Raw genomic sequence first — 21294 nt, 5'->3', positions numbered from 1 at the left:
ATGGTCCGTCGGGTGAACGCCCAGACCCAGACCGCCCCGAGTCCCACCCAGGACCGCGGCTTCTTCGGCCAGCCCCGTGTCCTCGCCAACCTCTTCGGCGTCGAGATGTGGGAGCGCTTCAGCTTCTACGGCATGCAGGGCATCGTCCTGCTCTACCTGTACTACACCGCCTCCCAGGGCGGTCTCGGGATGGACGAGGGGACCGCCAGTGCCGTCATCGGCGCGTACGGCGGCCTGGTCTACCTCGCCACCATCCCCGGTGCGTGGCTGGCGGACCGGGTACTCGGCTCGGAGCGGACGCTGTTCTACAGCGCCTGCCTGATCATGCTCGGTCACATCGCGCTGAGCGCGCTGCCCGGCTACGCCGGCGTGATCGCCGGCCTGCTGATGGTCGGGATCGGCTCGGGCGGGCTGAAGGCCAACGCGACCGCCCTGGTCGGCACCCTCTACGCCGAGGGCGACGAGCGGCGCGACGCGGGCTTCTCGATCTTCTACATGGGCATCAACCTCGGCGCACTTTTCGGTCCGCTGCTGACCGGCCTGCTGCAGCAGGAGGCCGGCTTCCACATCGGCTTCCTGGCCGCCGCTCTCGGCATGGCCCTGGGCCTGGCGCAGTACGCCGTCGGCCGCAAGCAGCTGCCGGCCGAGGCGCACGTCGTGCACAACCCGCTGACCGCGAGCGAGCGCACCAAGGTCGTCGCGGTCGCCGTCGTCGCGCTGGTCGCGGTCCTGGTCCTGGTCCTCTCCGGCCTGGTCACCGCCGAGAACCTCGCCACCTGGGTGCTCGTCGTCACCGCCGTCGGCGCGGTGCTGCTGTTCCTGCGGATCGCCTCCAGCAAGAAGATCGACGGCGTCGAGCGGGGCCGCGTCTGGGCCTTCGTGCCGATGTTCCTCGCCAGCACGGCGTTCTGGTCGCTCTACCAGCAGCAGTTCACGGTGGTGACGATCTACTCCGACAAGCGCCTGGACCGCGACCTCTTCGGCTGGGAGATGCCGGTCTCGTGGGTGCAGTCGATCAACCCGGTCTTCATCATCGTGCTCGCCCCGCTGTTCGCGGCGCTGTGGACCCGGCTCGGCAGCCGACAGCCGTCGACCCCGCTGAAGTTCGCGCTGGGCACGGCGATCATGGGTGTCGCGTTCCTGCTGTTCGTCCCGATGGCCGGCGGCGGCCCGCAGAGCGCGCCGCTGCTCGCCCTGATCGGCATCCTGCTGGTCTTCACGGTCGCCGAGCTGCTGCTCAGCCCGGTCGGACTGTCGCTGGCGACCAAGCTGGCGCCGGAGGCGTTCAAGACCCAGATGGTCTCGCTGTTCTTCCTCTCGGTGGCGCTGGGCTCGGTGCTGGCGGGCTACCTCGGCAAGTTCTACTCGGCCGACCACGAGGCGGCGTACTTCGGCGTCCTCGGGCTGATCTCGGTGGCGGTCGGGCTGGCGCTCGCTGCGGTCACGAAGCCGATCCGACGCCTGATGTCCGGGGTGCACTGACCGGCGGGGCGAAGGCCCGCGCCAGCGGCAGGATGCCGAGGATGAGCACCATCGGCACCGCGAAGCCGACCCGGAGCGAGCCCGACCCGACCACGCCGGTCATGACCGCGCCCAGCAGCGCGCCGACGTAGTTGAACTGGTTGAAGCGGGCGATCACCGCATCCACCCGGGCCTGGCGGACTGCTGGCTCGAGGCCCTCGTCACCGGCGATCCGGGCCGCCGCGGAGAAGCTGAGCGGCGCGATCACCGCGACGCCGGCCCCGAGCAGGGTGAACCCCAGGACGGCGACCGGCCAGGTCGGGGCAAACACGACGACGGCGAGCGCCGCCGAGGCGACGACCGCCCCGACCCGCAGCACCAGCACCTCGCCGTACCTCGCCACCAGGGTGTCGCCGGTGAGCCGGAGCACGCCGCTCGCGACCAGGTAGGGGAAGGTCGCCAGCGCCACCAGCCCGGACGGGGTCGAGAAGGTGTGGTCGAGGTAGAGCGGGCCCCAGGTCTGGGTGGCCGTGTCGACCATGTAGAAGAGCACCATCCCGACACCCACGAGCAGGATCGGGCGCCACGGCACCGCCACGGTCTGCGCCGCCTCGGTCGGTCCGTGGTCGCGGCGCAGGAAGGGGCCGAAGAGCACGACGAACGGCACCACCGCCAGCACAGCCGTCGCCTGCAGCGGGGCATCGGCCGTCGCCAGCGTGACGGCGGCTCCCACGATGCCGCCGAGCGTCCAGAACCCGTGGAAGGACGGCAGGATCGGGCGGCCGTAGTCGTGCTCGAGCGCGACCGCCTGCATGTTGGTGGTGGCGTCGACGACGCCGAGCCCCACGCCGTACACCGCCAGCCCGGCGACGAACACCGCGGCGACCGGCGCCGTGGTGAGCACCGGTACGGCGACGCAGACCAGCCCGAGCCCGACCCGGAGCAGGGTCGCGCTGTCCGCCCGCTTGGCCAGCGTCTCGGCGACCACGGAGCCGAGGCCCGCGAGCAGCACCATCATCAGCAGGAGCAGCGACAGCATCAGCTCGGAGATGTCCCAGCGGTCGGAGAAGTCCGGCAGCCGGGTGGTCAGGCTGATGAAGACCAGCCCCTGGGTGAGGAAGGCGGCCGCGGTCGCGGCCCGGGCCCTGCGGGAGGTCATGCCCCGATCGTGGCACGGACCGCGCCGCGACCGGGCGCGTTGCGTGCCAGACTCGCGGCCATGAGCGACGACGCCGAGGTGTGGCTGGTCCGGCACGGGGAGACCGAGTGGAGCCGGTCCGGCCGGCACACGTCCACGACCGACCTGCCCCTGCTCCCGGACGGGGAGCGGGTGGCACGCGGCCTGCGGGAGCGGATCGACGGGCCGGAGTTCGCGCTGGTGCTGACCAGCCCCCGGCAGCGGGCCCGGCGCACCGCCGAGCTCGCCGGGTACGCCGACGCCGAGGTGGACGAGGACCTCGTGGAGTGGACCTACGGCGACTACGAGGGCGTCACCACCCCGGAGATCCGCCGCACCGTGCCGGGCTGGACCGTGTGGTCGAAGCCCTGCCCGGGTGGCGAGGACGCCGAGCAGGTCCGCGAGAGGCTGGACCGGGTCGTGACGCGGGTGCGCGCGGCGGGCGGCCCGGCGCTGCTGTTCGGGCACGGCCACGCGCTGCGCGCCCTGACCGCCCGGTGGCTCGGGCTCCCGGTCACCGACGGCCGGCTGTTCCGCCTCGACACGGCCACCGTCTCGGTCCTGGGGCATGAGCGGGAGTCGCCGGTCGTGCTGCGCTGGAACTCCTGACCCGGTCTGCTCTTGACGCCGGCCTGCGGCGCCAGCACCGTGGTCGCATGTCGCTGGTGGCCGGCTGTCCGCGCTGCTCCACCCCGATCGCCCGTCCGGGGCCGGGTGAGGCGTGGTCCTGCCCCGAGCACGGGGCTATCGCCCCGCTGTGGCGCCCGGGTGAAGCGTCGTACGACGGGTTCGCGCAGCACCTCCTGGCGGCCGACGGCTTCCCGACGTACCTGCCCTGGCCGATGAGCCCCGGCTGGAGCGTCACCGACTTCGCGCGTGTGGGGGAGGAGGGGCGGACCCGGGCCACGCTGACCTGCTGCTCGGGCACCAGCGAGCTCGACGGCCCCGTCGACGTCGCCGTGGTCACCGAGGAGGCCGGCACCGGTCTCGGTGCCCGGTGCGCGGGCACCCTGCACGACGACCCCGGGGACGAGGTCGGCCACGGCCCGCCGTCGGTGAAGGTCCGGGTCGAGAGCCAGGTGGTGCCGCTGTGGCCGGTCTCGACCAGCGCCCTGGACGGCGAGCTGGACCGCTCGGTGGTCGCCGGTGAGGCCCAGGGACGCTGGCTGTGGATCGTGCTGCGGCCGGCCTCGGCGGTGCTGCTCCTGCGCGACGACTGGATCCTGCGGGACGTCTCGAGCGTGGGTGCTCCGCTCCTCGAGGTGTCGTTCGGGGGCCCGGCCCCGCTCTGGTGACGCCCGCCGCCCGGCCCCCGCTCAGCGCGCGTGCGTGAGGAAGCGGGTGAGGGCGCGCAGCCAGGCCTCGGGCGCCTCGAGGTGCACGTCGTGGCCGGCGCCGGCGACCGTGATGACCTCGGTGTCCGGGCGCAGCGCGCACATGCTCTCCACCTGTCGGTCCGGCAGCGAGCCGTGCTCGCCGCGCACCAGCAGCGTGGGCGCGTGCACCTGGGACCACTCCTCGAGGTGCTCCCGCTCGTGGAGGTGAGCGACGGCGCGGGTCAGCACCTCGGCGTCCCACTGCGGCCACAGCCCGTCGGGACGCTGCTCGAGCCCGTCGGCCCAGGTCTCGGCGACCATCCGGCTGCTGCGGAAGAAGTCGAGGAACTCCTCCCGGTCCTCGAACGGGACCGGCCAGGAGGCGAGCCACTCGCCGATCCCGTCGGTGGCGGCCGTGGAGTCGCCACCGAGGCCGCCCTCCACCAGGACCAGCCGGTCGACCCGCTCGGGTGCCCGGGCGGCCAGCAGCATGGCGGTGTTCGCGCCCATCGACTGGCCCACGACCGGGACCTGGTCGACGCCGAGGTCGTCGAGCACGGCCAGCACGTCGTCGACGTACGCCTGCCGGGACACGTCATCGGGGCGGCGCGTGGAGCTGCCGTGCCCGCGCTGCTCGACCGCGACCACGCACCAGTCCTGGCGCAGCGCCTCGATGGTGGCGCCCCACTCGAGCGCGTAGCCGGCCAGCCCGTGGAGGAGGACCACGATCGGCTTGTCCTCGGCCGTGTCGTAGTACCAGATCTCCGCGTCGGGTCGCTCGACCCGACCCCAGCCGGCCGTCATGAGCCGAGTGTGGCACCACCGTGTCTCCGGTGGCGCCCTCGTCCACGGCGGACCGGCCCGGCCGGTCCGGTCCGTGGCGGGCCTCGGCCCCTGTCACGGGGTGGGGTCGCGCGGTCCGGGCGGCCACGGCATCGGCACCCCCTGGGCCACGGAGCGCGCGAGGACGTCGACGGTGAGCCCGGTGCCCGAGGCCCGGCGGTCGAGCACCTCCTGCGCCTGCGGCGCGGTCAGCTCGTGCCGCTCCATGAGGATGCCCTGGGCCTGGCCGAGGACCTGCCGGGCGCGCATCGTCCGCTCCAGCAGGTCGAGCCGACCGATCGCCGCCAGGTCGAGTGCCGAGGGCAGGGACAGTGCCGCGACGGCGGCCACCGTCGCGGCCGTGATGCCGTGCGCCCGGTGGGAGTAGAGATCGAGGCTCACGCCGTGACCGCGCAACGGCGCCAGCGCCGTCATGTGCACCGACAGCAGGCCCAGGCCGACGGCCGCCCGGCTCCAGCCCGGCCAGCGCTCGTCGACCCGTGCGTCGGCCATGAAGCGTTCCGAGCCGACGTCGAACACGCCGAGGCCGGGCCCCTCGCCGAGGTCGGCCTGGGTCCGGTCGAGCCGGTCGACCAGGGCGCTGGTGGCGCTGAGGCGGACGAGGGAGCCGCCAGGACCGTGCAGGGCGAGCCCGACGGCGTCGACGTCGAGCAGGCCCAGCACGACCGACGTCACGGCCGATGCGGCCACCGTGAGCTGGTCGGAGGCGTGGAGCACCGCCTCGAACTCGACCGGGTGAGGAAACACATCCTCGGGCTGGGTCACTGGGACCTCTCCGCCGGCGCCGGTGGTCTGCAGCAAGCAGGTCGGGGCTGACGACCCCAGCGTGACACAGGGGTGGTGCGATCCACACGTCCGCCGGTTCCCGCGGCGGCCGTAGCCCCTTCTAGAGTTCTCGCGTGCGCATCGACCTCCACACCCACTCGCGCGCCAGCGACGGGACGCAGAGCCCCGCGGAGCTGGTGCGCGCTGCTGCGGAGGCCGGGCTCGACGTCGTGGCGCTGACCGACCACGACACCGCGGAGGGGTGGGACGAGGCCGCGGTCGCGGCACGTGAGGCCGGCGTCTCGCTGGTCCGCGGCATGGAGATCAGCACCCGCCACGACGGCCGGGGCGTCCACCTGCTGGCCTACCTGCCCGACCCGACCCACCCCGGCCTGGTCGCCGAGCTGGGCCGGATCCTCGAGGGGCGCAGCTCGCGGCTGCCGGCGATGCTGGAGCGGCTGCGCGAGCTCGGCATCGACATCGACGCCGACGACGTACGCCGGGTGGCCGGCGACGCCGTCTCCACGGGCCGCCCGCACGTCGCGGACGCGCTGGTCGACCTCGACGTCGTCGCGGACCGCACCGAGGCGTTCCAGCGCTTCCTCAGCCCGGGCCGGCCTGCGTACGCCAACCGCTACGCCGCCCCCCTCGAATCGATGCTGCGGATCGTCGGCGAGGCCGGCGGTGTGAGCGTGATCGCCCACCCGTGGGGGCGCCACGGCCGCCAGGAGCCCGATGAGGGCACCCTGGCCGGGCTGGCCGACGCGGGGCTCGCCGGGATCGAGGTGGACCACCAGGACCACGACGGCCCGACCCGGGACCGGCTGCGCGGCATCGCCCGCAACCTCGGCCTGGTCGCCACCGGGTCCAGCGACCACCACGGCACCGGCAAGGTCGACCACGAGCTCGGCTGCAACACCACCGACCCGGACGAGTACCACCGCCTCCTCGACCTGGCCGGCGCCGCCGCAGCCCGGTCCGGACGGAGCACGCCGCAGGTGGTGCAGGGGTGAGCACGCTGGTCAACGGCGTGCTGCTCACCGAGGTCTTCGTGACGCTGTTCGTGATCATGGACCCGGTCGGCACCGTGCCCATCTTCCTGTCGCTGACCGCCGGGCGCTCGGCGCACACCGCCCGCAAGGCGGCGTGGCAGGCCGTGGCGGTGTCCTTCTTCGTGATCGCGATCTTCGCGTTCTTCGGCCAGCAGATCCTCGCCTACCTGCACATCTCGCTGCCGGCCCTCCAGTGCGCCGGTGGCCTGCTCCTCCTGCTGGTCGCGCTCGAGCTGCTCACCGGCAACGAGCAGGAGCCGACCGCGGCCGTCGGGACGAACGTCGCACTGGTGCCGCTGGGCACGCCGCTGCTGGCCGGTCCCGGCGCGATCGTGGCGACGATGGTCTTCTCGCGCGACGTCCACGACGGGCCGGACTTCGTGGCCGTGGCGGCGGGCGTGGTGCTCGTGCACGTGTGCCTGTGGGCCGCGATGCGCTACTCCCTGCCGATCCTGCGACTGATCCGCGAGAGCGGCGTCCTGCTCGTGACCCGGATCGCGGGGCTGCTGCTGTCGGCCATCGCGGTGCAGCTGGTGGCCGACGCCGTCCGGGCCTTCATCGCCGGCGAGGGCTGAGCGTCCTACTTGCGCCCCAGCGCCTGGAACCGCTGGAGCACCCGCCCGGGCACGAGCCGGGCGGCGGTGGCGATCGCCTTGTAGCGGGCGCTGGGGATCGAGTAGACGCGTCCCTTGTCGAAGTCCGCGAGGGCCTGCTCGACCAGGTCGTCGACGTCGAGCCACAGGAACGACGGCGCGGAGTCCCGGCCGACATCCATGCGCTGGTGGAACTCCGTCCGGGTGAACCCGGGGCACAGCGTCGTGACGGTCACCCCCTGGGGGCGGTACTCCGCCGCGGCCCACTCCCCGAAGCTGTTCACCCACGCCTTGGCGGCGCTGTAGCTGCCGCGAGGCAGGAAGGCGGCGACGCTGGAGACGTTGATGATGCCGCCGTGACCGCGCCGGGTCATGGCCCCGAGGGCGGCGTGGCTGAGTCGCAGCACGGCGGTGACCAGCACGTCGAGCATCGCGTTCTCGGCGTCCACGGAGTTGTCGAGGAACCGGCCCTTGAGCCCGAAGCCGGCGTTGTTGACCAGCAGCTCCACCGGGCGGTCCGGGTCGGCCAGGCGGGCCTCCACCCGGCCGAGGGCGGTGCGGTCGGTCAGGTCGGCGGCCAGCACCTCCACCTGCACGTCGTACCCCGCCCGCAGCTCGGCGGCCACCTTCTCCAGCCGCTCCTCGTCGCGCGCGACCAGCACCAGGTCGTGGCCGCGCCGGGCCAGCTGGACGGCGAACGCATGGCCGATGCCGGCCGTCGCACCCGTGACGAGGGCCGTGCCGGGGGTGGAACGCATTTCAGACATGCGGGCAAGCAAACAGGTGTCGCCGCGAGATGAGCAAGGGCGTCGGGCATGATATGGACCGATGACCACCACACTCGCGATCGCCAACCAGAAGGGCGGCGTCGCCAAGACGACCACGGTCGCGTCCCTGGGGGCGGCCCTCGCCGAGCTCGGCCACCGGGTGCTCCTGGTCGACCTCGACCCCCAGGCCTGCCTCACGTTCTCGCTGGGCATCGATCCCGAGGACGTCGAGCTGTCGGTCCACCACGTGCTGACCAAGGGACTGGACCCGACCGAGGTCATCATCGAGACCGAGGACGGCGTGGACCTGATGCCGGCCACGATCGAGCTGGCGCGCGCCGAGGCGGACCTGCTCACCCGCACCGGCCGCGAGCACGTCATCAAGTCGGCGATCGAGGCGCTCGAGGAGGACCTCGGCGACGAGCACTACGACTGGGTCCTGCTGGACTGCCCGCCGTCGCTCGGTGTCCTCACGGTCGCCGCCCTGACCGCCGCGAACGGCGTGCTCGTCCCGTTGCAGTGCGAGACGCTGTCGCACCGCGGTGTCGGCCAGCTGCTCGACACCGTCCACGACGTACGCCGCTTCACCAACCGCAAGCTCGAGGTGTGGGGCGTGTTGCCCACGCTGTACGACGGCCGCACGAACCACGCGCGCACCGTGCTCGAGACGATCTCCGACACCTACGACCTCGAGGTCGTGGAGCCACCGATCCCCAAGACGATCAAGTTCGCCGAGGCCCCGGCCGCCGGCCGCTCGATCCTCGCGACCAGCCGCTCCAACAAGGGCGCCCAGGCCTACCGCGAGGTCGCGGTCAACCTGGTCGCCCGGTCCCAGCGGCCGCGCACCAAGCCGGCCCGGAAGACGTCGTCGAAGAAGAAGGGCTGAGCCGTGAGCCGACACCGTGAGCACAGTGTCCGCCCCCGCTACGGGCGCATCGCCGTGCTGGGGTCGTCGGTCACGGTCACCGCGGTCGCCGTGCTCGGCGGCAGCGGGATGCTCCCGTCGGCTGCCTCGACGCCCGAGCACCGGGGCCGGGCCGCGATCGAGCAGGTCTCGGCCGACCGGCCCGCGACCGCGTCGGAGCGGGCCGCGACGGGGGCGGGGAGCCCGGACCGCGTCGCCGGGCAGGACGACGTCGCGCCGGTGACCAGCCAGGGGAGCGCGGACGCCTCGGAGTACCGCGCCCGCGACACGCTCGACATCGCCCTCCCGGTCCGCTCCGGGACCGGCCGGCGGGTCGTGTTCAGCGAGGGCCGTCAGCGGGTCTGGCTGGTCGGGGCCCACGACCGGGTGCTGCGCACCTACCTGGTCTCGGGCAGCGTGACCGACAACCTCTCCCAGGGCACCTACGAGGTCTACTCGCGCTCCGAGCAGGCGTGGGGGATCGACGACTCGGGGACGATGAAGTACTTCGTGCGCTTCACCCACGGAGACCGGGCCGCCATCGGCTTCCACGACATTCCCGTCGACGACGGCCGGCCCGTGCAGTCGGTCGCCCAGCTCGGCACCCCGCAGTCCCACGGCTGCATCCGCCAGCGCCGCGGCGACGCCCTCGCGCTGTGGGAGTTCGCCCCGGTCGGCACCACCGTCGTCGTCGTCTGACGACCACCCCCACCCCGCCGACCCGTCGCAGCTTCACGGTGACGGACGTCGACCCGTCGCAGCTTCACGCCGAAATGCATCGACCCGTCGTCAATTGACGACGGGTCGACGAAGCTGTCGGTCAAACAGCGACGGGTCGGCGTGCTACTCGGCGGAGGCCGGAGCCGGGGCGGAGTCGGCGCCGGAGCCCGAGCCGGAGGAGCGGCGACGACGGCGGCGGTTGCGGTTGCCGCCGGAGCGCTGCTCACCGGAGGCGTCGCCGGTGGACTCGCCCGAGTCGGCCCGGGCCGGACCGTCGGTGGCGCCCTGGGTCGCGTCCGGGGCGACCGGCTCGCCGCCACGGCTGCGCGTGCGGCTGCGGTTCCGGTTGCGGTTGCGGGCGGGGCGCTCGCCGCCGCGGTCGGACCGCTCCTCGCGGGGCTTGCGCTCGACCGGGGCCGGGTCGACGATGCGACCCTTGGTGCCCGGGGCGATGCCCTGGTCGTGGAACAGGTGCTCGGAGGTCGAGTAGGTCTCCTGCGGCTCGTCGAACGGCAGGTCCAGCGCCTTGTTGATCATCTTCCAGCGGTGCAGGTCCGCCCAGTCGACGAAAGTGATGGCGGTGCCGGTGGCGCCGGCCCGGCCGGTGCGACCGATCCGGTGGACGTAGGTCTTGTCGTCCTCGGGGCAGGTGTAGTTGATGACGTGCGAGACGCCGGCGACGTCGATGCCGCGGGCGGCCACGTCGGTGGCGACCAGGACGCGGAGCTTGTCCTCGCGGAACTTCGTCAGCGCCTTCTCGCGCGCCACCTGCGCCATGTCGCCGTGCAGCGGGCTGGCGGAGAAGCCGCGCTCGGCCAGGTCGTCGGCGACCCGCTGCGCCTGGCGCTTGGTGCGGGTGAAGACGATGACCTTGCCCGCGTCCTCGGCCTGCAGGACGCGGCCGATGATCTCCGGCTTGTCGAGGTCGTGGGCCTGGTAGATGAACTGCGCGGTCGCCGGCACGGTGGCGTTCTCGTACGACGACTCGGCGCGGATGTTCATCGGGTGCCGCATGTGGGTGCGGGCCAGCGCCACGATCGCGGCCGGCATCGTCGCCGAGAACAGCATCGTCTGCCGGGTCTCGGGGGTCATCTTCAGGATGCGCTCGACGTCGGGCAGGAAGCCGAGGTCCAGCATCTCGTCGGCCTCGTCGAGGACCAGCGCGTGGACGTGCGACACGTCGAGCGCCTTGCGGTTGGCCAGGTCGATCAGGCGGCCGGGGGTGCCGACCACGATGTCGACGCCGCTCGCCAGGGTGTCGAGCTGGGTGTCGTAGCCGACGCCGCCGTACACCGTGAGGACCCGGAGACCGAGGTCCTTGCTGGCGAGGTGGAGGTCGTTCGAGACCTGCAGCGCGAGTTCGCGGGTCGGGGCGACGATCAGCGCCTGCGGCTTGCCCTGCGGCATGTCGGCGTACGCCGGGTCGCTCGGCGCGACGCTGCGCTGCAGCACCGGGATGCCGAACGCCAGCGTCTTGCCGGTGCCGGTGCGGGCCTGGCCGATCAGGTCGGTGCCCAGCAGGGCGACGGAGAGGGTCATCTCCTGGATGGCGAAGGGGGTCGTAATGCCGGCGCGCTCCAGCGCGTCGCAAATCTCGGGGAGGACCCCGAGCTCTCGGAACGTGGTCAGTGTCTTGTCGCTTTCGTGAGTTCAGCCGGTTCAGCCGAAGAAGTTCGGTGCGGCGGACTCACAGGGGAGGGTCTGCCGCGCACATGCTGCGTCGGTCCCCGCCCGGGGCGGGCACGACGATCGTTCCTCGCCACTGTATCGGTAGGGTTCGCGCATGACTGAATCGCCCGCAGCGCAGGACGGCCCGCTGGCGTTCCAGGACCCCGCGTACCGGGAGGCCGTCATCGACCTGCTGGGGGCGATCACGTACGGCGAGATCTCGGCGTTCGAGCGGCTTTGCGAGGACGCGAAGATGGCGCCCTCGCTGGAGGACAAGGTCGCGATCGCCTCGATGGCGACGGCCGAGTTCGCCCACGTCGGGCCGCTGCTCGACCGGATGACCGAGCTCGGTGCCGACCCGTTCGCCGCGATGGCGCCGTTCCGCTCGGCGATCGACCTGTTCCACGAGCACACCGCACCGTCGGACTGGTTCGAAGGGCTGATCAAGGCCTTCGTCGGGGACGGGCTGGCCAACGACTTCTACCGCGAGATCGCGGCCTACCTCGACACCGGGACCCGCGACCTGGTCCTGGCCTCGTTGGAGGACAGCGGCCACGCCCGGTTCGCCGTCGACCGGGTCCGCGCCGCCATCGCGGCCGACCCGCGGCTGGGTGGCCGGCTCGCCCTGTGGGGCCGCCGGCTGATGGGGGAGGCCCTCACCCAGGCCCAGCGGGTGGCCGCGGAGCGCGACGCCCTGTCGGCCCTGCTCGCCGGCGGCGTGGACCGGCCCGGCCTCGACCTCGCCGCGATCGGCCGGATGTTCACCCGGCTCACCGAGCGGCACGCCGAGCGGATGGCCGAGCTGGGGCTCGCGTCCTAGCTGCGGAACCCGACCTGGCCGACGACGCCGCCGCCGATCTCGACGTAGGCCAGCTTCGCGGCCGGCACCATCACCTTGCGGTGCTTGCTGTCGGTGAGCACGAGGACGCCGCCGGACGCAACGGCCTCGGCGACGGTCTTCTCGACGGCGTCGGCGGTCTCGTCGGTGTCGACGACAAGCTCTCGGGGGGCGTGCTGGACGCCGATCTTGACCTCCACGGTCGGTTCCTTTCTGGTGGTGGTCGCGAGCGGGCGCGACCAGCGCGTACGGGTCAGTGGTCGTCGGTGAGGGGGTAGCCGCGGATCCCGCGCCACGCCAGCCCGGCGACCAGGGCGGCGGCGTCGGCCTTGGCGATGCCGCCCGCCTCCGACAGCCAGAACCGGGCGCTGACCTGGGCCATTCCCACCAGGGACACGGCCAGCAGGCGGGACGGGGTGTCCGGCAGCCCCGTGTCGTCGTGGATGACGTGGGCGATCATCGTCGCGCACTCCGAGGTGACCCGGTCCACCTGCTCGCGGACGGCCGGCTCGTTGGTCAGGTCGGACTCGAAGACGAGGCGGAAGGCACCGGTGTCGCTGGCGACGTACTCGAAGAAGGCGTCCATCGTGGCCGCGACCCGCAGCTTGTTGTCCTGCGTGGAGGCCAGCGCCTGGCGGCAGTTGTCGATGATCGTGTCGCACGAGGCGTCGAGCAGGGCGAGGTAGAGGTCCAGCTTGCCGGGGAAGTGCTGGTAGAGCACCGGCTTGGAGACGCCGGCGCGGTCGGCGATGTCGTCCATGGCGGCGGCGTGGTAGCCCTGCGCCACGAACACCTCGAGCGCGGACTCCAGCAGCTGGGCGCGACGCTCCCGGCGCGGCATCCGGTTGCCGCGCGGGCGGGAGACTGCGGTGTCGTGCTGACCAGCGCTCAACTCATGCTCCTCGGCCTCGGGACGGGTGTCGTGTCTCACCCGCGGAGTCCGCAGCCTACCCGCTGGTCACCTGCGTCCGGATGACGGGACGTGCGGCGGTCGGTCGCGGGGGAGCGGGGAACATGGTGGGACTCCCGGATGTTGTGCCCACCGAGAGAGACCGACGACGTACGAGGAGCGAGCAGTGCCCTTTCCCCCACTCGTGGAGCCGGCCGACGAGCTGACCATCGACGAGGTGCGGCGCTACAGCCGGCACCTGATCATCCCCGACGTCGGGATGGGCGGTCAGAAGCGCCTGAAGAACGCCAAGGTGCTCGTGATCGGCGCCGGCGGGCTGGGCAGCCCCGCGCTGCTCTACCTGGCCGCGGCCGGCGTGGGCACGATCGGCATCGCGGAGTTCGACGAGGTCGACGAGTCCAACCTGCAGCGCCAGATCATCCACGGGCAGTCCGACGTCGGGAAGTCCAAGGCGCAGTCGGCCAAGGAGTCGATCGCCGAGGCCAACCCGTACGTCCACGTGGTGCTCCACGAGGAGCGCCTCGAGAACGACAACGTGATGGACGTGTTCCGCGGCTACGACCTCATCGTCGACGGCACCGACAACTTCGCGACCCGCTACATGGTCAACGACGCGGCGTACTTCCTCGGGATCCCCTACGTGTGGGGCTCGATCTACCGCTTCGACGGCCAGGCGTCGGTGTTCGCGCCGACCATCGCCGACGACGCCCCGTGCTACCGCTGCCTCTACCCCGAGCCCCCGCCGCCGGGCATGGTCCCCTCCTGCGCCGAGGGCGGCGTCCTGGGCGTGCTGTGCGCCAGCATCGGCTCCATCCAGGTCAACGAGGCCATCAAGCTGCTGACCGGCGTCGGCGAGCCGCTGGTGGGCAAGCTGATGATCTACGACGCCCTCGAGATGGAGTACCGCAAGCTGAAGGTGCGCAAGGACCCGAGCTGCGCGCTGTGCGGTGAGAACCCGACCGTCACCGGGCTGATCGACTACGAGTCCTTCTGCGGTGCGATCTCCGAGGACGCGGCGGACGCGGCGGCCGGCTCGACGATCTCGGTGACCCAGCTCGAGGCGATGCTCAAGGAGCGCGAGGAGGGCACCCGCGACTTCGTGCTCGTCGACGTGCGCGAGCCCAACGAGTACGAGATCAACAAGATCCCGGGCTCGGTGCTGATCCCCAAGGGCGACTTCCTCAACGGCAGCGCGCTCGAGCAGCTGCCGGCCGACAAGCAGGTCGTCATGCACTGCAAGACCGGCGTGCGGTCGGCCGAGACGCTGGCGATCGTCAAGGGCGCGGGCTACTCCGACGCCGTGCACGTCGGCGGCGGCGTGGCCGCGTGGGTCAACCAGATCGACCCCAGCCAGCCGTCGTACTGACCCCTCACCCACGTCGACCCGTCACCGGACCCGGTGGCGGGTCGACGCGCGTCTGGCCCGGATCGACTACTCCGGCGTAACCCGTTCGGGCCATGTCTCGTTGGACCCTCCACAGCCGCCGTCGGCGACCCCCGCCCTCGGCCCCGCACATCGGGAGGGATCCACTCCATGAGGTTTGCACCGTCGAAGTCCGCCCGGGTCGCCACCGGGGCGCTCGCCGTGCTGAGCAGCGCCGCGCTCGGCACCGCCATCGCCACCGCCGCCCCCGCGACGGCGGCCGCCACCACCACCGCCTGGGCGCCGGCCGACACGGCCAAGATCCACCCGGGGACGATGATGTACACCGAGGGCGCCCAGTGCACCGCCAACTTCGTGTACACCGACGCGGCCGCCAACGTGTACGTCGGCTACGCCGCGCACTGCGCCGGCACCGGCTCCTCCACCGACACCGACGGCTGCCAGACCGACTCGCTGCCGCTGGGCACGAAGGTGACGTTCAACGAGGGCGGCAGCCTGGTGGACGAGGGCACCCAGGTGGGCTCGGGCACCTTGGTGTACTCGTCCTGGCTGACCGAGAAGCAGCTCGGCACCAGCGACCCCAACACCTGCGCCTACAACGACCTCGCTCTGGTCAAGGTCGACGCCGGGGACGTCTCGAAGGTCAACCCGAGCGTGCCGTTCTGGGGTGGGCCGACCGGCATCGACACCGACGGCACCGCGGCCGGCGACCGGGTCTACACCTACGGCAACTCCAGCCTGCGGGCCGGCCTGGAGCCGCTGTCGCCGCACACCGGCGTCAGCCTGGGTGACGACGCGGCCGACGGCGGCTGGTCGCACCCCCTCTACACCGTGACCCCGGGCATCCCCGGTGACTCCGGCTCGGGGTTCCTGAGCGCTGACGGCACGGCGGTCGGCACGCTCTCCACGCTCGGCCTGGCGCCGCTGCCGGCGTCGAACAACATCGGTGACCTGGCCAAGGAGCTCGCCTTCGCGCAGCAGCACTCCGGCATCTCGGGCCTGCAGCTGGTCAACGGCACCGAGCCGTTCTCGCCCGTCCTCTGACGGCGACCTCGACCTCGACCAGCGAGGGAGCGTCCGAGGCCCCTCTCGGGTGAGCCTCAGACAGTGGGCCGTGGCAGCACGGCCACGAACGACTGCCCCGTCCGCACCTGCGGGCGGGGCAGTCGTCCGTCGCCGTGACCTTGTCGTGATCGCACTCGGGCCGACGCCCCGATAGGTTCGGCCCATGGGGGCCTGGCGCGCGTCGACGGTGGCCGTGGCGACGGTCATCGGCTGCGTGCTGCTGGTGACGGTGCTGGTGACCTGGGCGTCGTCCGTCGGCCCGAGCGGCGTGCTCGAGGGCGACGGGCCGACCGTGCACAGCGTCCCGCTCCCGACCCGGCCGTCCGACACCGACTCGAGCTCGAGCACGGCCAGCCCCAGCCCCGGGGATGCCGACGCCCCCCGCGGTGGTGACCCGACCCTGCTCCGGGCCCTGGTGGCGGTCTTCGAGGCTGCGGTCGCGCTGCTCGTGCTGGCCGGCCTGGTCCAGCTGGCGCGAGGCCTGGGGGAGCGGGTGGGCGAGCTGCGTCGCCGGCCGCCGCCCCTGCCCGAGGTGGAGTTCGACGTGATCGAGACGCCGAGCCGGCTGGCCGAGGCGATCACCCGCGACGCGGAGGACCAGCGGGCGGCCCTGCTCGACGGGACGCCCCGCAACGCCATCGTGGCGTGCTGGCACCGCTTCGAGCAGCAGGCAGCCGCGGCGGGTGTGGTGCGGTCGGAGTGGGAGACCTCGGCCGAGTTCACGCTGCGGGTCCTCGACATGGTCGACGCCGGCTCCGCCGACGTCGCGCGCCTCGGCGGTCTCTACCGCGAGGCCCGCTTCTCCGACCACCCGATGGGGGAGGAGACGAGGGCCGCGGCCCTCGCCGCCCTCGACGCCATCCACGCCCGGCTGCCGGCCCGGTCGGGGGCGGGACCGTGAGCGAGGCCGGGCACGCGGCGGGCCACGTCCGCTGGTGGTGGCGGGCGCTGGGCGCGCTCGCGTTGTACGCCGTCCTCGAGGTCACGCTCACCGTGGTCGACTACGCGCCCGACCCGCTGCGCCTGGCGCTGCTCGTGGGCGTCGGCGTCGCGGCCGCCGGGCTCGCCCGCGACAGCCTGGCCGTCACCGGGCCGGCGACCTGGAGCGCCCAGCCGTCCCACTCCGTGCTGCCGACCGGGTCCGACGCCCGGCTGGCCGGTTACGTCCGGATGGTGGAGGACCACCTCACCGCGCCGACGCCCAGCGGGGTGCTGCGCGACCGGCTGGTGGACCTCTCGGACGGCGAGCTGGCCGACGAGCTCGAGGGACCGCCCCGACGCCTGGGCAAGGCGCAGATCGACGACTACCTGAGGAGGATCGAGGAGCGGTGAGGAACGAGAGGGTGGCCGAGGCGTCCCAGCTGGCCGGTCGCGTGCTGGACGAGGTCGAGCGGGCCGTGGTCGGCAAGAGGGACGCGCTGACCCTGGTGCTGGCCGCGATCCTGGCCAAGGGGCACGTGCTCCTCGAGGACTTCCCGGGGCTCGGGAAGACCCTCGCGGCCCGGTCCTTCGCCCAGGCGCTCGGCCTGGACTTCCGGCGCGCGCAGTTCACCCCGGACCTGCTGCCGGCGGACCTGACCGGGTCCTTCCTCTACGACCAGCGTCGCGGAGAGTTCGAGTTCCGGCGGGGTCCGATCTTCACCGGGCTGCTGCTCGCCGACGAGATCAACCGCACTCCGCCCAAGACCCAGTCGGCGCTGCTCGAGGCGATGCAGGAGCACCAGGTCACGGTCGAGGGCGAGACGTTCCCGCTGCCGGAGCCGTTCTGCGTGCTGGCCACCGCCAACCCCATCGAGTACGAAGGCACCTACCCGCTGCCCGAGGCCCAGCTCGACCGGTTCCTGCTGCGGGTGAGCTTCGGCTACCCGTCCTCGGGCGAGGAGTACGACGTGCTCGCGCGCCGCCTCGAGCGCCAGCGCGAGGAGGTCGTGCTCGACCGGGTCACCGACGCCGCCGGCCTCCTCGAGATCCAGGCCGCCACCGAGACGGTGCAGGTCGACGAGAGCGTCGGCCGCTACTGCGTCGCCCTGGCGGCCGCCACCCGGGTGCACGCCGACGTGCTGACGGGGTCCTCGCCGCGCGGGTCGCTGGCCCTGGTGCTCACCGCGCGCGCCTTCGCGGTGCTGCGGGGCCGTGACTACGTGATCCCCGAGGACGTCAAGGTGGTGGCCCGTGCGGTGCTGGCGCACCGGATCACCGTGCGTCCCGAGCTGTGGATGACCGACGTCAACGGACGCTCGGTCGTCGACGAGGTGCTGCGCAGCGTGCCGACGCCCTCGACCCTCGAGCACGCCGCACGAGGATGACCGCCTGGCGGATCACCCCCGCGCTGACCCGGGCGGTGGCGCTGGGGGCGGTCGGACTGGCCACGGCGGTGCTCTTCGGTGAGCCCACGATCATGGTGCTGACGGCGCCCTTCCTGCTCCTGGCCGCCCTGGGGGTGCTGCACCGGCCGACCTCGAGCCCGGGGATCCGGGGGGCGATGGACCACACCGTGCTGCACGAGGGGCAGGGCACCCGCTCACGGCTGCTCGTCGACGACCTGGCCGGGGTCGAGCAGGTGACCCGGTTCGCCGCACCCGGCCCGTACCTCGCGCTGCACCCCGGCTCCGGGGCCGTGGGCCGGCTGGTGGGAGCGGACGGCGAGCTGCCGGTGCTGGAGGTCAGCCCCCGTCGCTGGGGACGCCGCGACCTGGGGGAGGAGAACGCCGCGCTCACCAGCCCCTGGTGCGGCTACCGGTGGGGTCCGGTCGACGTGGGCGTGCCGCCCCTGCAGGTGCTGCCCGTGCGGGCGGTGTTCGACTCCCGGGCCGAGGCGCCGCAACCCCTGGGCCTGGTGGGTGCGCACCGCTCGCGGCGCCCCGGCGAGGGGTCGGAGTTCGCCGCGATCCGGCCCTTCCACGCGGGGGACCGGCTGCGCCGCATCAACTGGCGGGTCTCCCTGCGGACCGACGCGCTGCACGTGGTCAGCACCCGGGGTGAGGAGGACACCGCCGTGCTCCTGGTGGTCGACGCGTTCGCCGACCACGGTGTCTCGGGCGGCGTCGGGGGCGCGGCCAGCAGCCTGGACGTGACGGTGCGCGCCGCCGCGGCGCTCGCGGAGCACCATGTCCGCCGCGGCGACCGCGTCGCGCTGCGGGTGGTGGGCAGTGGTGGCGAGACGGTGCGCTACGGCGCCGGCGCGCGCCACCTGCGACGGATCCTCGGCCGGCTGGCCGGCCTCAGGGTGGGGGCCCCTCGCGGGCTGCGCGGCGAGCCGATCCAGCTGGGGGTGACCGCCGGGACCGAGGTGATCGTGCTGTCCCCGATGCTCGCCGAGGCGATGGGGACCCTCGCGGCGACGCTGGTGAAGCGGGGCCTGCCGGTCCTGGTCGTGGACCCGCTCCCGGACCGGGTCACGCTGTCCGTCGTCGAGGGCACCGATCCGCAGGTGGCCGAGCTGGCCTGGCGGATGCGCCTGGTCGAGCGGCGGGAGGTGCTCGACCAGCTCGCCTCGCTCGGCTGCCCGGTGGTCGCCTGGCGCGGTCCGGGCACCCTCGACGCGGTGCTGCACCGGCTGGCCCGCCGGGCCCAGCTGCCCCAGGTGCGCGCCCGATGATCCGCGCCTGGCCCCGGAGCCAGTGGCTGCTGCGGGCGGTCGTCGCGACCGGCCCGCTGGTGGCACTGCTCGCGACCGCACCGGCCGGGGCGCCGCCGTACGCCTGGCTCGTGGTGCTGGTCGCGGGGCTGTCCGTCGCGCACGCCCGGTCGCCCGAGTCGCCCTTCGGGACCGGTGCGCTCGGCGCGGTGGTGATCTGGTGGGGGGTGGCCCTCCACGACGGCGTGCCCGGGTGGGCACTGGTGGCGGCGGCGGCGCTGCTGGCGTCCCACGTCGCGGCGCTGCTCGCCTCCTACGGCCCCGAGACGATGGCCGTCGACCCCGCGACGGCGCGCCTCTGGCTCCGCCGGGCGGCGGCCGCCTTCCTCCTTGCGCCGCTGGCGCTGGTCCTGACGGTCGGCGTGGGCCAGCGACCCGGGACACCGGTCGTGTGGGTGGTCGGGATGGCCGTGGCGCTGGCCGTCGGCGTGGTCGCCACGCTCGCCGTGACCAGGGACGCCGGCTGATGGCCCGCATCGACCCCGAGGAGTACGCCGAGCTGGTGCTGTCCTGCGTCGAGCAGGTGCCGCGCGGCCGGGTGACGACGTACGGCGCCGTCGCCGAGGTGGTCGGCGAGCTGCTGGGCGGGGGCGGCCCGCGCCAGGTCGGCTCGGTCATGGCGACCCACGGCGGACCGGTCCCGTGGTGGCGGGTGGTCAGGGCCGACGGCTCCCTGCCACCCAGCCACCAGGGGGAGGCGCGGCAGCGCTACCTCGAGGAGGGCACGCCGCTGCGCCCGACCGGCAACGTCGACATCAGGCAGGCGTTCTGGCGGCCCGCCCTCGGCTGAGCTCGGCCAGCCTCGCCAGCGCCTTCGGGAAGATCTCGGCGGGCGGCGTGACCAGCCCGGCGCCGACCTGGCCCACGCCGGCCTGCCGGCCGGCCATGCCGGTGTTGATCTGCGGCAGGATGCCCGTGCGGCAGACGCGGGTGACGTCGATGCCGCTCGGGACGCCCTGGAACTCGAGCACGGGCACCGACCAGCGGGGGTTCTCACCCAGCGTGATCTCGTGCATCCGGCGGGTGGTGGCCAGTGCGTCGGGCACCGAGCCACCGACCAGCCGGACGATCGCCGGCGCGGTCGCCATCGCGAACCCACCGATGCCGGCGGTCTCGGTGATCGCCGAGTCGCCGATGTCGGGGTTGGCGTCGTCCGGTCCGTAGTCGCCGAGGAAGAGCCCGTCGGCGAGCTGGGCCGGCCCGGTGAACCACTCGTCGCCGGTGCCGGCGACCTGGATGCCGAAGTCGGTGCCGTTGCGCGCCATGGCCACCACCATGGTGGAGCCCTCGGTGCCGCGGGCGGCGTCGAGCGCGAGCTTGCAGGCCGGCATGGCGAGGTTGAGGAAGAAGTGGTCGTTGCCGCCGATGAAGCGCAGCACCTCGGCCACGTCGGCCTGCGCGAAGCCGGCCTCCGCGGCGCTCCCGACCATCGCCGGGGCCAGGTCGCGCAGCAGCATCAGGGTGCCGGCCCGGTTGCGGTTGTGGGCCTCGTCGCCCATCTGCAGCATCTGGGTGAGGATGCCGGTCACGTCGACCGGCCCGGCCCCCGCGACGGTGGTGCGGACCGACTGCTGCAGCAGGGGTCCGAGCACGTCGCGCATCCAGCGCAGCCGGGTGAGCACGTCGGGGCCGTAGGCGCCGTACCGGAGCACCTTGCCGAGCCCCTCGTTGAGCGAGCAGTGGGTGCGCGCGCCGGTCTCGAGGTCCTCGAGCACGAACATCCACATGCTCGGCGTCACCACGCCCGCCATCGGCCCCACCGAGCTGCGGTGGTGGCAGGGCTCGAGCGACACGTTGCCGCCCTTCTCGAACAGCGCGACCGCGTCCTCGGGGTCCTCGACCAGCCCCTCGAGCGCGGCGCCGCCCATCAGGGCGCCACGCAGCGGGCCGGAGGCACGGTCCCAGGTGATCGGGGGACCGGCGTGCAGGAACTGCCCGGGCTCGAGGCCGAGCAGCTCGGACGCGGGGGCGACGTCGACCAGGTGGGCGGTCACGCCGAGCATCCTGGCGAGCGCACGCCGGTTGGCGTCGCGGCGCAGCGGGTCGGCCGCGACGGTGGCCAGGTCGCCGTCGGTGCCCGGCATCGGCGGGCGCCAGTCGACCCGGCTGACGTCGACCGCCTGGGCGGCCACGGCGTCGGCGAACAGGTCCGCCCCGGCGGACACCACGTGGGTGGGGGTGGTCATCGCTGAGG

Annotated in this window: 24 protein-coding genes; 16 read left to right on the top strand and 8 right to left on the bottom strand. The window is 73.3% G+C overall.

The genetic code is table 11. The annotated features are described in order from the left end of the window. The first annotated feature begins 12 nt into the window (after positions 1–12). Positions 13–1482 carry a peptide MFS transporter gene (locus ACFO9I_RS06475; RefSeq protein ID WP_379178971.1) on the top strand — a complete coding sequence of 490 codons (1470 nt, stop codon included), beginning with the start codon at positions 13–15 and terminating at the stop codon, positions 1480–1482. Here ACFO9I_RS06475 and ACFO9I_RS06470 read toward each other — a convergent pair. Then, the gene (locus ACFO9I_RS06470) at positions 1442–2620 is read right to left on the bottom strand and encodes an MFS transporter (protein WP_379178969.1); all 1179 of its coding nucleotides are present in this window, start codon (positions 2618–2620) and stop codon (positions 1442–1444) included. The genes ACFO9I_RS06475 and ACFO9I_RS06470 overlap by 41 nt on opposite strands. A gap of 60 nt (positions 2621–2680) precedes the next feature. On the opposite strand from ACFO9I_RS06470, the gene ACFO9I_RS06465 reads away from it, so the two are divergent. Continuing rightward, positions 2681–3247 carry a histidine phosphatase family protein gene (locus ACFO9I_RS06465; protein ID WP_379178967.1) on the top strand — a complete coding sequence of 189 codons (567 nt, stop codon included), beginning with the start codon at positions 2681–2683 and terminating at the stop codon, positions 3245–3247. Positions 3248–3294: 47 nt separating this feature from the next. Next, complete coding sequence (locus ACFO9I_RS06460; RefSeq protein WP_379178965.1) at positions 3295–3933, top strand: DUF6758 family protein; 639 nt, start codon at positions 3295–3297, stop codon at positions 3931–3933. 21 nt (positions 3934–3954) lie between these two features. On the opposite strand, the gene ACFO9I_RS06455 is transcribed toward ACFO9I_RS06460, so the two are convergent. Next, a complete protein-coding gene (locus ACFO9I_RS06455; protein ID WP_379178963.1) occupies positions 3955–4758 on the bottom strand; it encodes an alpha/beta fold hydrolase in 804 nt (267 codons plus the stop codon). 93 nt (positions 4759–4851) lie between these two features. Next, positions 4852–5562, bottom strand: a complete 711-nt coding sequence (locus ACFO9I_RS06450) for an ANTAR domain-containing protein (RefSeq protein ID WP_379178961.1) — start codon at positions 5560–5562, stop codon at positions 4852–4854. Positions 5563–5696: 134 nt separating this feature from the next. On the opposite strand from ACFO9I_RS06450, the gene ACFO9I_RS06445 reads away from it, so the two are divergent. Together ACFO9I_RS06445 and ACFO9I_RS06440 are read left to right on the top strand one after the other, a co-directional pair. Next, on the top strand, positions 5697–6575 hold the full coding sequence (locus ACFO9I_RS06445) for a PHP domain-containing protein (RefSeq protein ID WP_379178959.1): 879 nt from the start codon (positions 5697–5699) through the stop codon (positions 6573–6575). Continuing rightward, the gene (locus ACFO9I_RS06440; protein ID WP_379178957.1) at positions 6572–7189 is read left to right on the top strand and encodes a MarC family protein; all 618 of its coding nucleotides are present in this window, start codon (positions 6572–6574) and stop codon (positions 7187–7189) included. Before ACFO9I_RS06445 ends, ACFO9I_RS06440 begins: the two co-directional genes overlap by 4 nt. Positions 7190–7194: 5 nt before the next feature. Here the strand turns inward: ACFO9I_RS06440 and ACFO9I_RS06435 are convergent, their stop codons facing one another. Next, positions 7195–7974 carry an SDR family NAD(P)-dependent oxidoreductase gene (locus tag ACFO9I_RS06435; RefSeq protein WP_379178955.1) on the bottom strand — a complete coding sequence of 260 codons (780 nt, stop codon included), beginning with the start codon at positions 7972–7974 and terminating at the stop codon, positions 7195–7197. A 61-nt stretch (positions 7975–8035) separates the two neighbouring features. On the opposite strand from ACFO9I_RS06435, the gene ACFO9I_RS06430 reads away from it, so the two are divergent. Together ACFO9I_RS06430 and ACFO9I_RS06425 are read left to right on the top strand one after the other, a co-directional pair. Then, complete coding sequence (locus ACFO9I_RS06430) at positions 8036–8860, top strand: ParA family protein (protein WP_379178953.1); 825 nt, start codon at positions 8036–8038, stop codon at positions 8858–8860. A 3-nt stretch (positions 8861–8863) separates the two neighbouring features. Beyond that, entirely contained in the window at positions 8864–9577 is a 714-nt protein-coding gene (locus tag ACFO9I_RS06425; protein ID WP_379178951.1) for a L,D-transpeptidase, read from the top strand. A 144-nt stretch (positions 9578–9721) separates the two neighbouring features. On the opposite strand, the gene ACFO9I_RS06420 is transcribed toward ACFO9I_RS06425, so the two are convergent. Further along, positions 9722–11137: a DEAD/DEAH box helicase gene (locus ACFO9I_RS06420; protein ID WP_379178949.1), complete on the bottom strand. Its 1416-nt coding sequence runs from the start codon at positions 11135–11137 to the stop codon at positions 9722–9724. Positions 11138–11381: 244 nt separating this feature from the next. Between ACFO9I_RS06420 and ACFO9I_RS06415 the strand changes: the two genes are divergently transcribed. Next, complete coding sequence (locus ACFO9I_RS06415) at positions 11382–12086, top strand: ferritin-like fold-containing protein (RefSeq protein WP_379178947.1); 705 nt, start codon at positions 11382–11384, stop codon at positions 12084–12086. Here the strand turns inward: ACFO9I_RS06415 and ACFO9I_RS06410 are convergent. Both ACFO9I_RS06410 and ACFO9I_RS06405 read right to left on the bottom strand, forming a co-directional pair. After that, a complete protein-coding gene (locus ACFO9I_RS06410) occupies positions 12083–12304 on the bottom strand; it encodes a DUF3107 domain-containing protein (RefSeq protein WP_379178945.1) in 222 nt (73 codons plus the stop codon). The genes ACFO9I_RS06415 and ACFO9I_RS06410 overlap by 4 nt on opposite strands. A gap of 53 nt (positions 12305–12357) precedes the next feature. Next, positions 12358–12996 carry a TetR/AcrR family transcriptional regulator gene (locus tag ACFO9I_RS06405; protein ID WP_379178943.1) on the bottom strand — a complete coding sequence of 213 codons (639 nt, stop codon included), beginning with the start codon at positions 12994–12996 and terminating at the stop codon, positions 12358–12360. 184 nt (positions 12997–13180) lie between these two features. Here ACFO9I_RS06405 and moeZ point away from each other — a divergent pair, with 184 nt between their 5' ends. The 8 genes from moeZ (at position 13181) to ACFO9I_RS06365 (ending at position 19890) form a co-directional block, all read left to right on the top strand. Then, positions 13181–14380: an adenylyltransferase/sulfurtransferase MoeZ gene (gene moeZ / locus ACFO9I_RS06400; RefSeq protein WP_379178941.1), complete on the top strand. Its 1200-nt coding sequence runs from the start codon at positions 13181–13183 to the stop codon at positions 14378–14380. A 168-nt stretch (positions 14381–14548) separates the two neighbouring features. After that, positions 14549–15442: a hypothetical protein gene (locus ACFO9I_RS06395; protein WP_379178940.1), complete on the top strand. Its 894-nt coding sequence runs from the start codon at positions 14549–14551 to the stop codon at positions 15440–15442. Between the two features lie 184 nt (positions 15443–15626). Further along, positions 15627–16364: a DUF4129 domain-containing protein gene (locus tag ACFO9I_RS06390; protein ID WP_379178938.1), complete on the top strand. Its 738-nt coding sequence runs from the start codon at positions 15627–15629 to the stop codon at positions 16362–16364. After that, a complete protein-coding gene (locus tag ACFO9I_RS06385) occupies positions 16361–16795 on the top strand; it encodes a hypothetical protein (RefSeq protein ID WP_379178936.1) in 435 nt (144 codons plus the stop codon). Before ACFO9I_RS06390 ends, ACFO9I_RS06385 begins: the two co-directional genes overlap by 4 nt. Beyond that, positions 16792–17769 carry an AAA family ATPase gene (locus ACFO9I_RS06380; protein WP_379178934.1) on the top strand — a complete coding sequence of 326 codons (978 nt, stop codon included), beginning with the start codon at positions 16792–16794 and terminating at the stop codon, positions 17767–17769. The genes ACFO9I_RS06385 and ACFO9I_RS06380 overlap by 4 nt, the downstream gene beginning before the upstream one ends. After that, the gene (locus tag ACFO9I_RS06375) at positions 17766–19061 is read left to right on the top strand and encodes a DUF58 domain-containing protein (RefSeq protein ID WP_379178932.1); all 1296 of its coding nucleotides are present in this window, start codon (positions 17766–17768) and stop codon (positions 19059–19061) included. Before ACFO9I_RS06380 ends, ACFO9I_RS06375 begins: the two co-directional genes overlap by 4 nt. Further along, on the top strand, positions 19058–19567 hold the full coding sequence (locus ACFO9I_RS06370; RefSeq protein ID WP_379178930.1) for a hypothetical protein: 510 nt from the start codon (positions 19058–19060) through the stop codon (positions 19565–19567). The genes ACFO9I_RS06375 and ACFO9I_RS06370 overlap by 4 nt, the downstream gene beginning before the upstream one ends. Further along, entirely contained in the window at positions 19567–19890 is a 324-nt protein-coding gene (locus ACFO9I_RS06365) for an MGMT family protein (protein WP_379178928.1), read from the top strand. Before ACFO9I_RS06370 ends, ACFO9I_RS06365 begins: the two co-directional genes overlap by 1 nt. Here the strand turns inward: ACFO9I_RS06365 and ACFO9I_RS06360 are convergent. Then, positions 19856–21286, bottom strand: a complete 1431-nt coding sequence (locus ACFO9I_RS06360) for a DUF1116 domain-containing protein (RefSeq protein WP_379178926.1) — start codon at positions 21284–21286, stop codon at positions 19856–19858. The two genes, ACFO9I_RS06365 and ACFO9I_RS06360, sit on opposite strands and share 35 nt — an antisense overlap. Between the last annotated feature and the right edge of the window lie 8 nt (positions 21287–21294).

This window comes from Nocardioides sp. GCM10023255, from assembly GCF_042653125.1.
GTDB lineage: Bacteria > Actinomycetota > Actinomycetes > Propionibacteriales > Nocardioidaceae > Nocardioides.
The sequence above is the reverse complement of the archived record's forward strand: the minus strand, read 5'-3'. Positions and strand labels throughout refer to the sequence as shown.

Coding starts and splice junctions, on each gene's coding strand:
- ACFO9I_RS06465 (WP_379178967.1), top strand. CDS start 2,681: ATGAGCGACGACGCCGAGGTGTGGCTGGTCCGGCACGGGGAGACCGAG.
- ACFO9I_RS06360 (WP_379178926.1), bottom strand. CDS start 21,286: ATGACCACCCCCACCCACGTGGTGTCCGCCGGGGCGGACCTGTTCGCC.
- ACFO9I_RS06455 (WP_379178963.1), bottom strand. CDS start 4,758: ATGACGGCCGGCTGGGGTCGGGTCGAGCGACCCGACGCGGAGATCTGG.
- ACFO9I_RS06370 (WP_379178930.1), top strand. CDS start 19,058: ATGATCCGCGCCTGGCCCCGGAGCCAGTGGCTGCTGCGGGCGGTCGTC.
- ACFO9I_RS06395 (WP_379178940.1), top strand. CDS start 14,549: ATGAGGTTTGCACCGTCGAAGTCCGCCCGGGTCGCCACCGGGGCGCTC.
- ACFO9I_RS06470 (WP_379178969.1), bottom strand. CDS start 2,620: ATGACCTCCCGCAGGGCCCGGGCCGCGACCGCGGCCGCCTTCCTCACC.
- ACFO9I_RS06435 (WP_379178955.1), bottom strand. CDS start 7,974: ATGTCTGAAATGCGTTCCACCCCCGGCACGGCCCTCGTCACGGGTGCG.
- ACFO9I_RS06415 (WP_379178947.1), top strand. CDS start 11,382: ATGACTGAATCGCCCGCAGCGCAGGACGGCCCGCTGGCGTTCCAGGAC.
- ACFO9I_RS06430 (WP_379178953.1), top strand. CDS start 8,036: ATGACCACCACACTCGCGATCGCCAACCAGAAGGGCGGCGTCGCCAAG.
- ACFO9I_RS06375 (WP_379178932.1), top strand. CDS start 17,766: ATGACCGCCTGGCGGATCACCCCCGCGCTGACCCGGGCGGTGGCGCTG.
- ACFO9I_RS06365 (WP_379178928.1), top strand. CDS start 19,567: ATGGCCCGCATCGACCCCGAGGAGTACGCCGAGCTGGTGCTGTCCTGC.
- ACFO9I_RS06390 (WP_379178938.1), top strand. CDS start 15,627: ATGGGGGCCTGGCGCGCGTCGACGGTGGCCGTGGCGACGGTCATCGGC.
- ACFO9I_RS06420 (WP_379178949.1), bottom strand. CDS start 11,137: ATGACCCTCTCCGTCGCCCTGCTGGGCACCGACCTGATCGGCCAGGCC.
- ACFO9I_RS06460 (WP_379178965.1), top strand. CDS start 3,295: ATGTCGCTGGTGGCCGGCTGTCCGCGCTGCTCCACCCCGATCGCCCGT.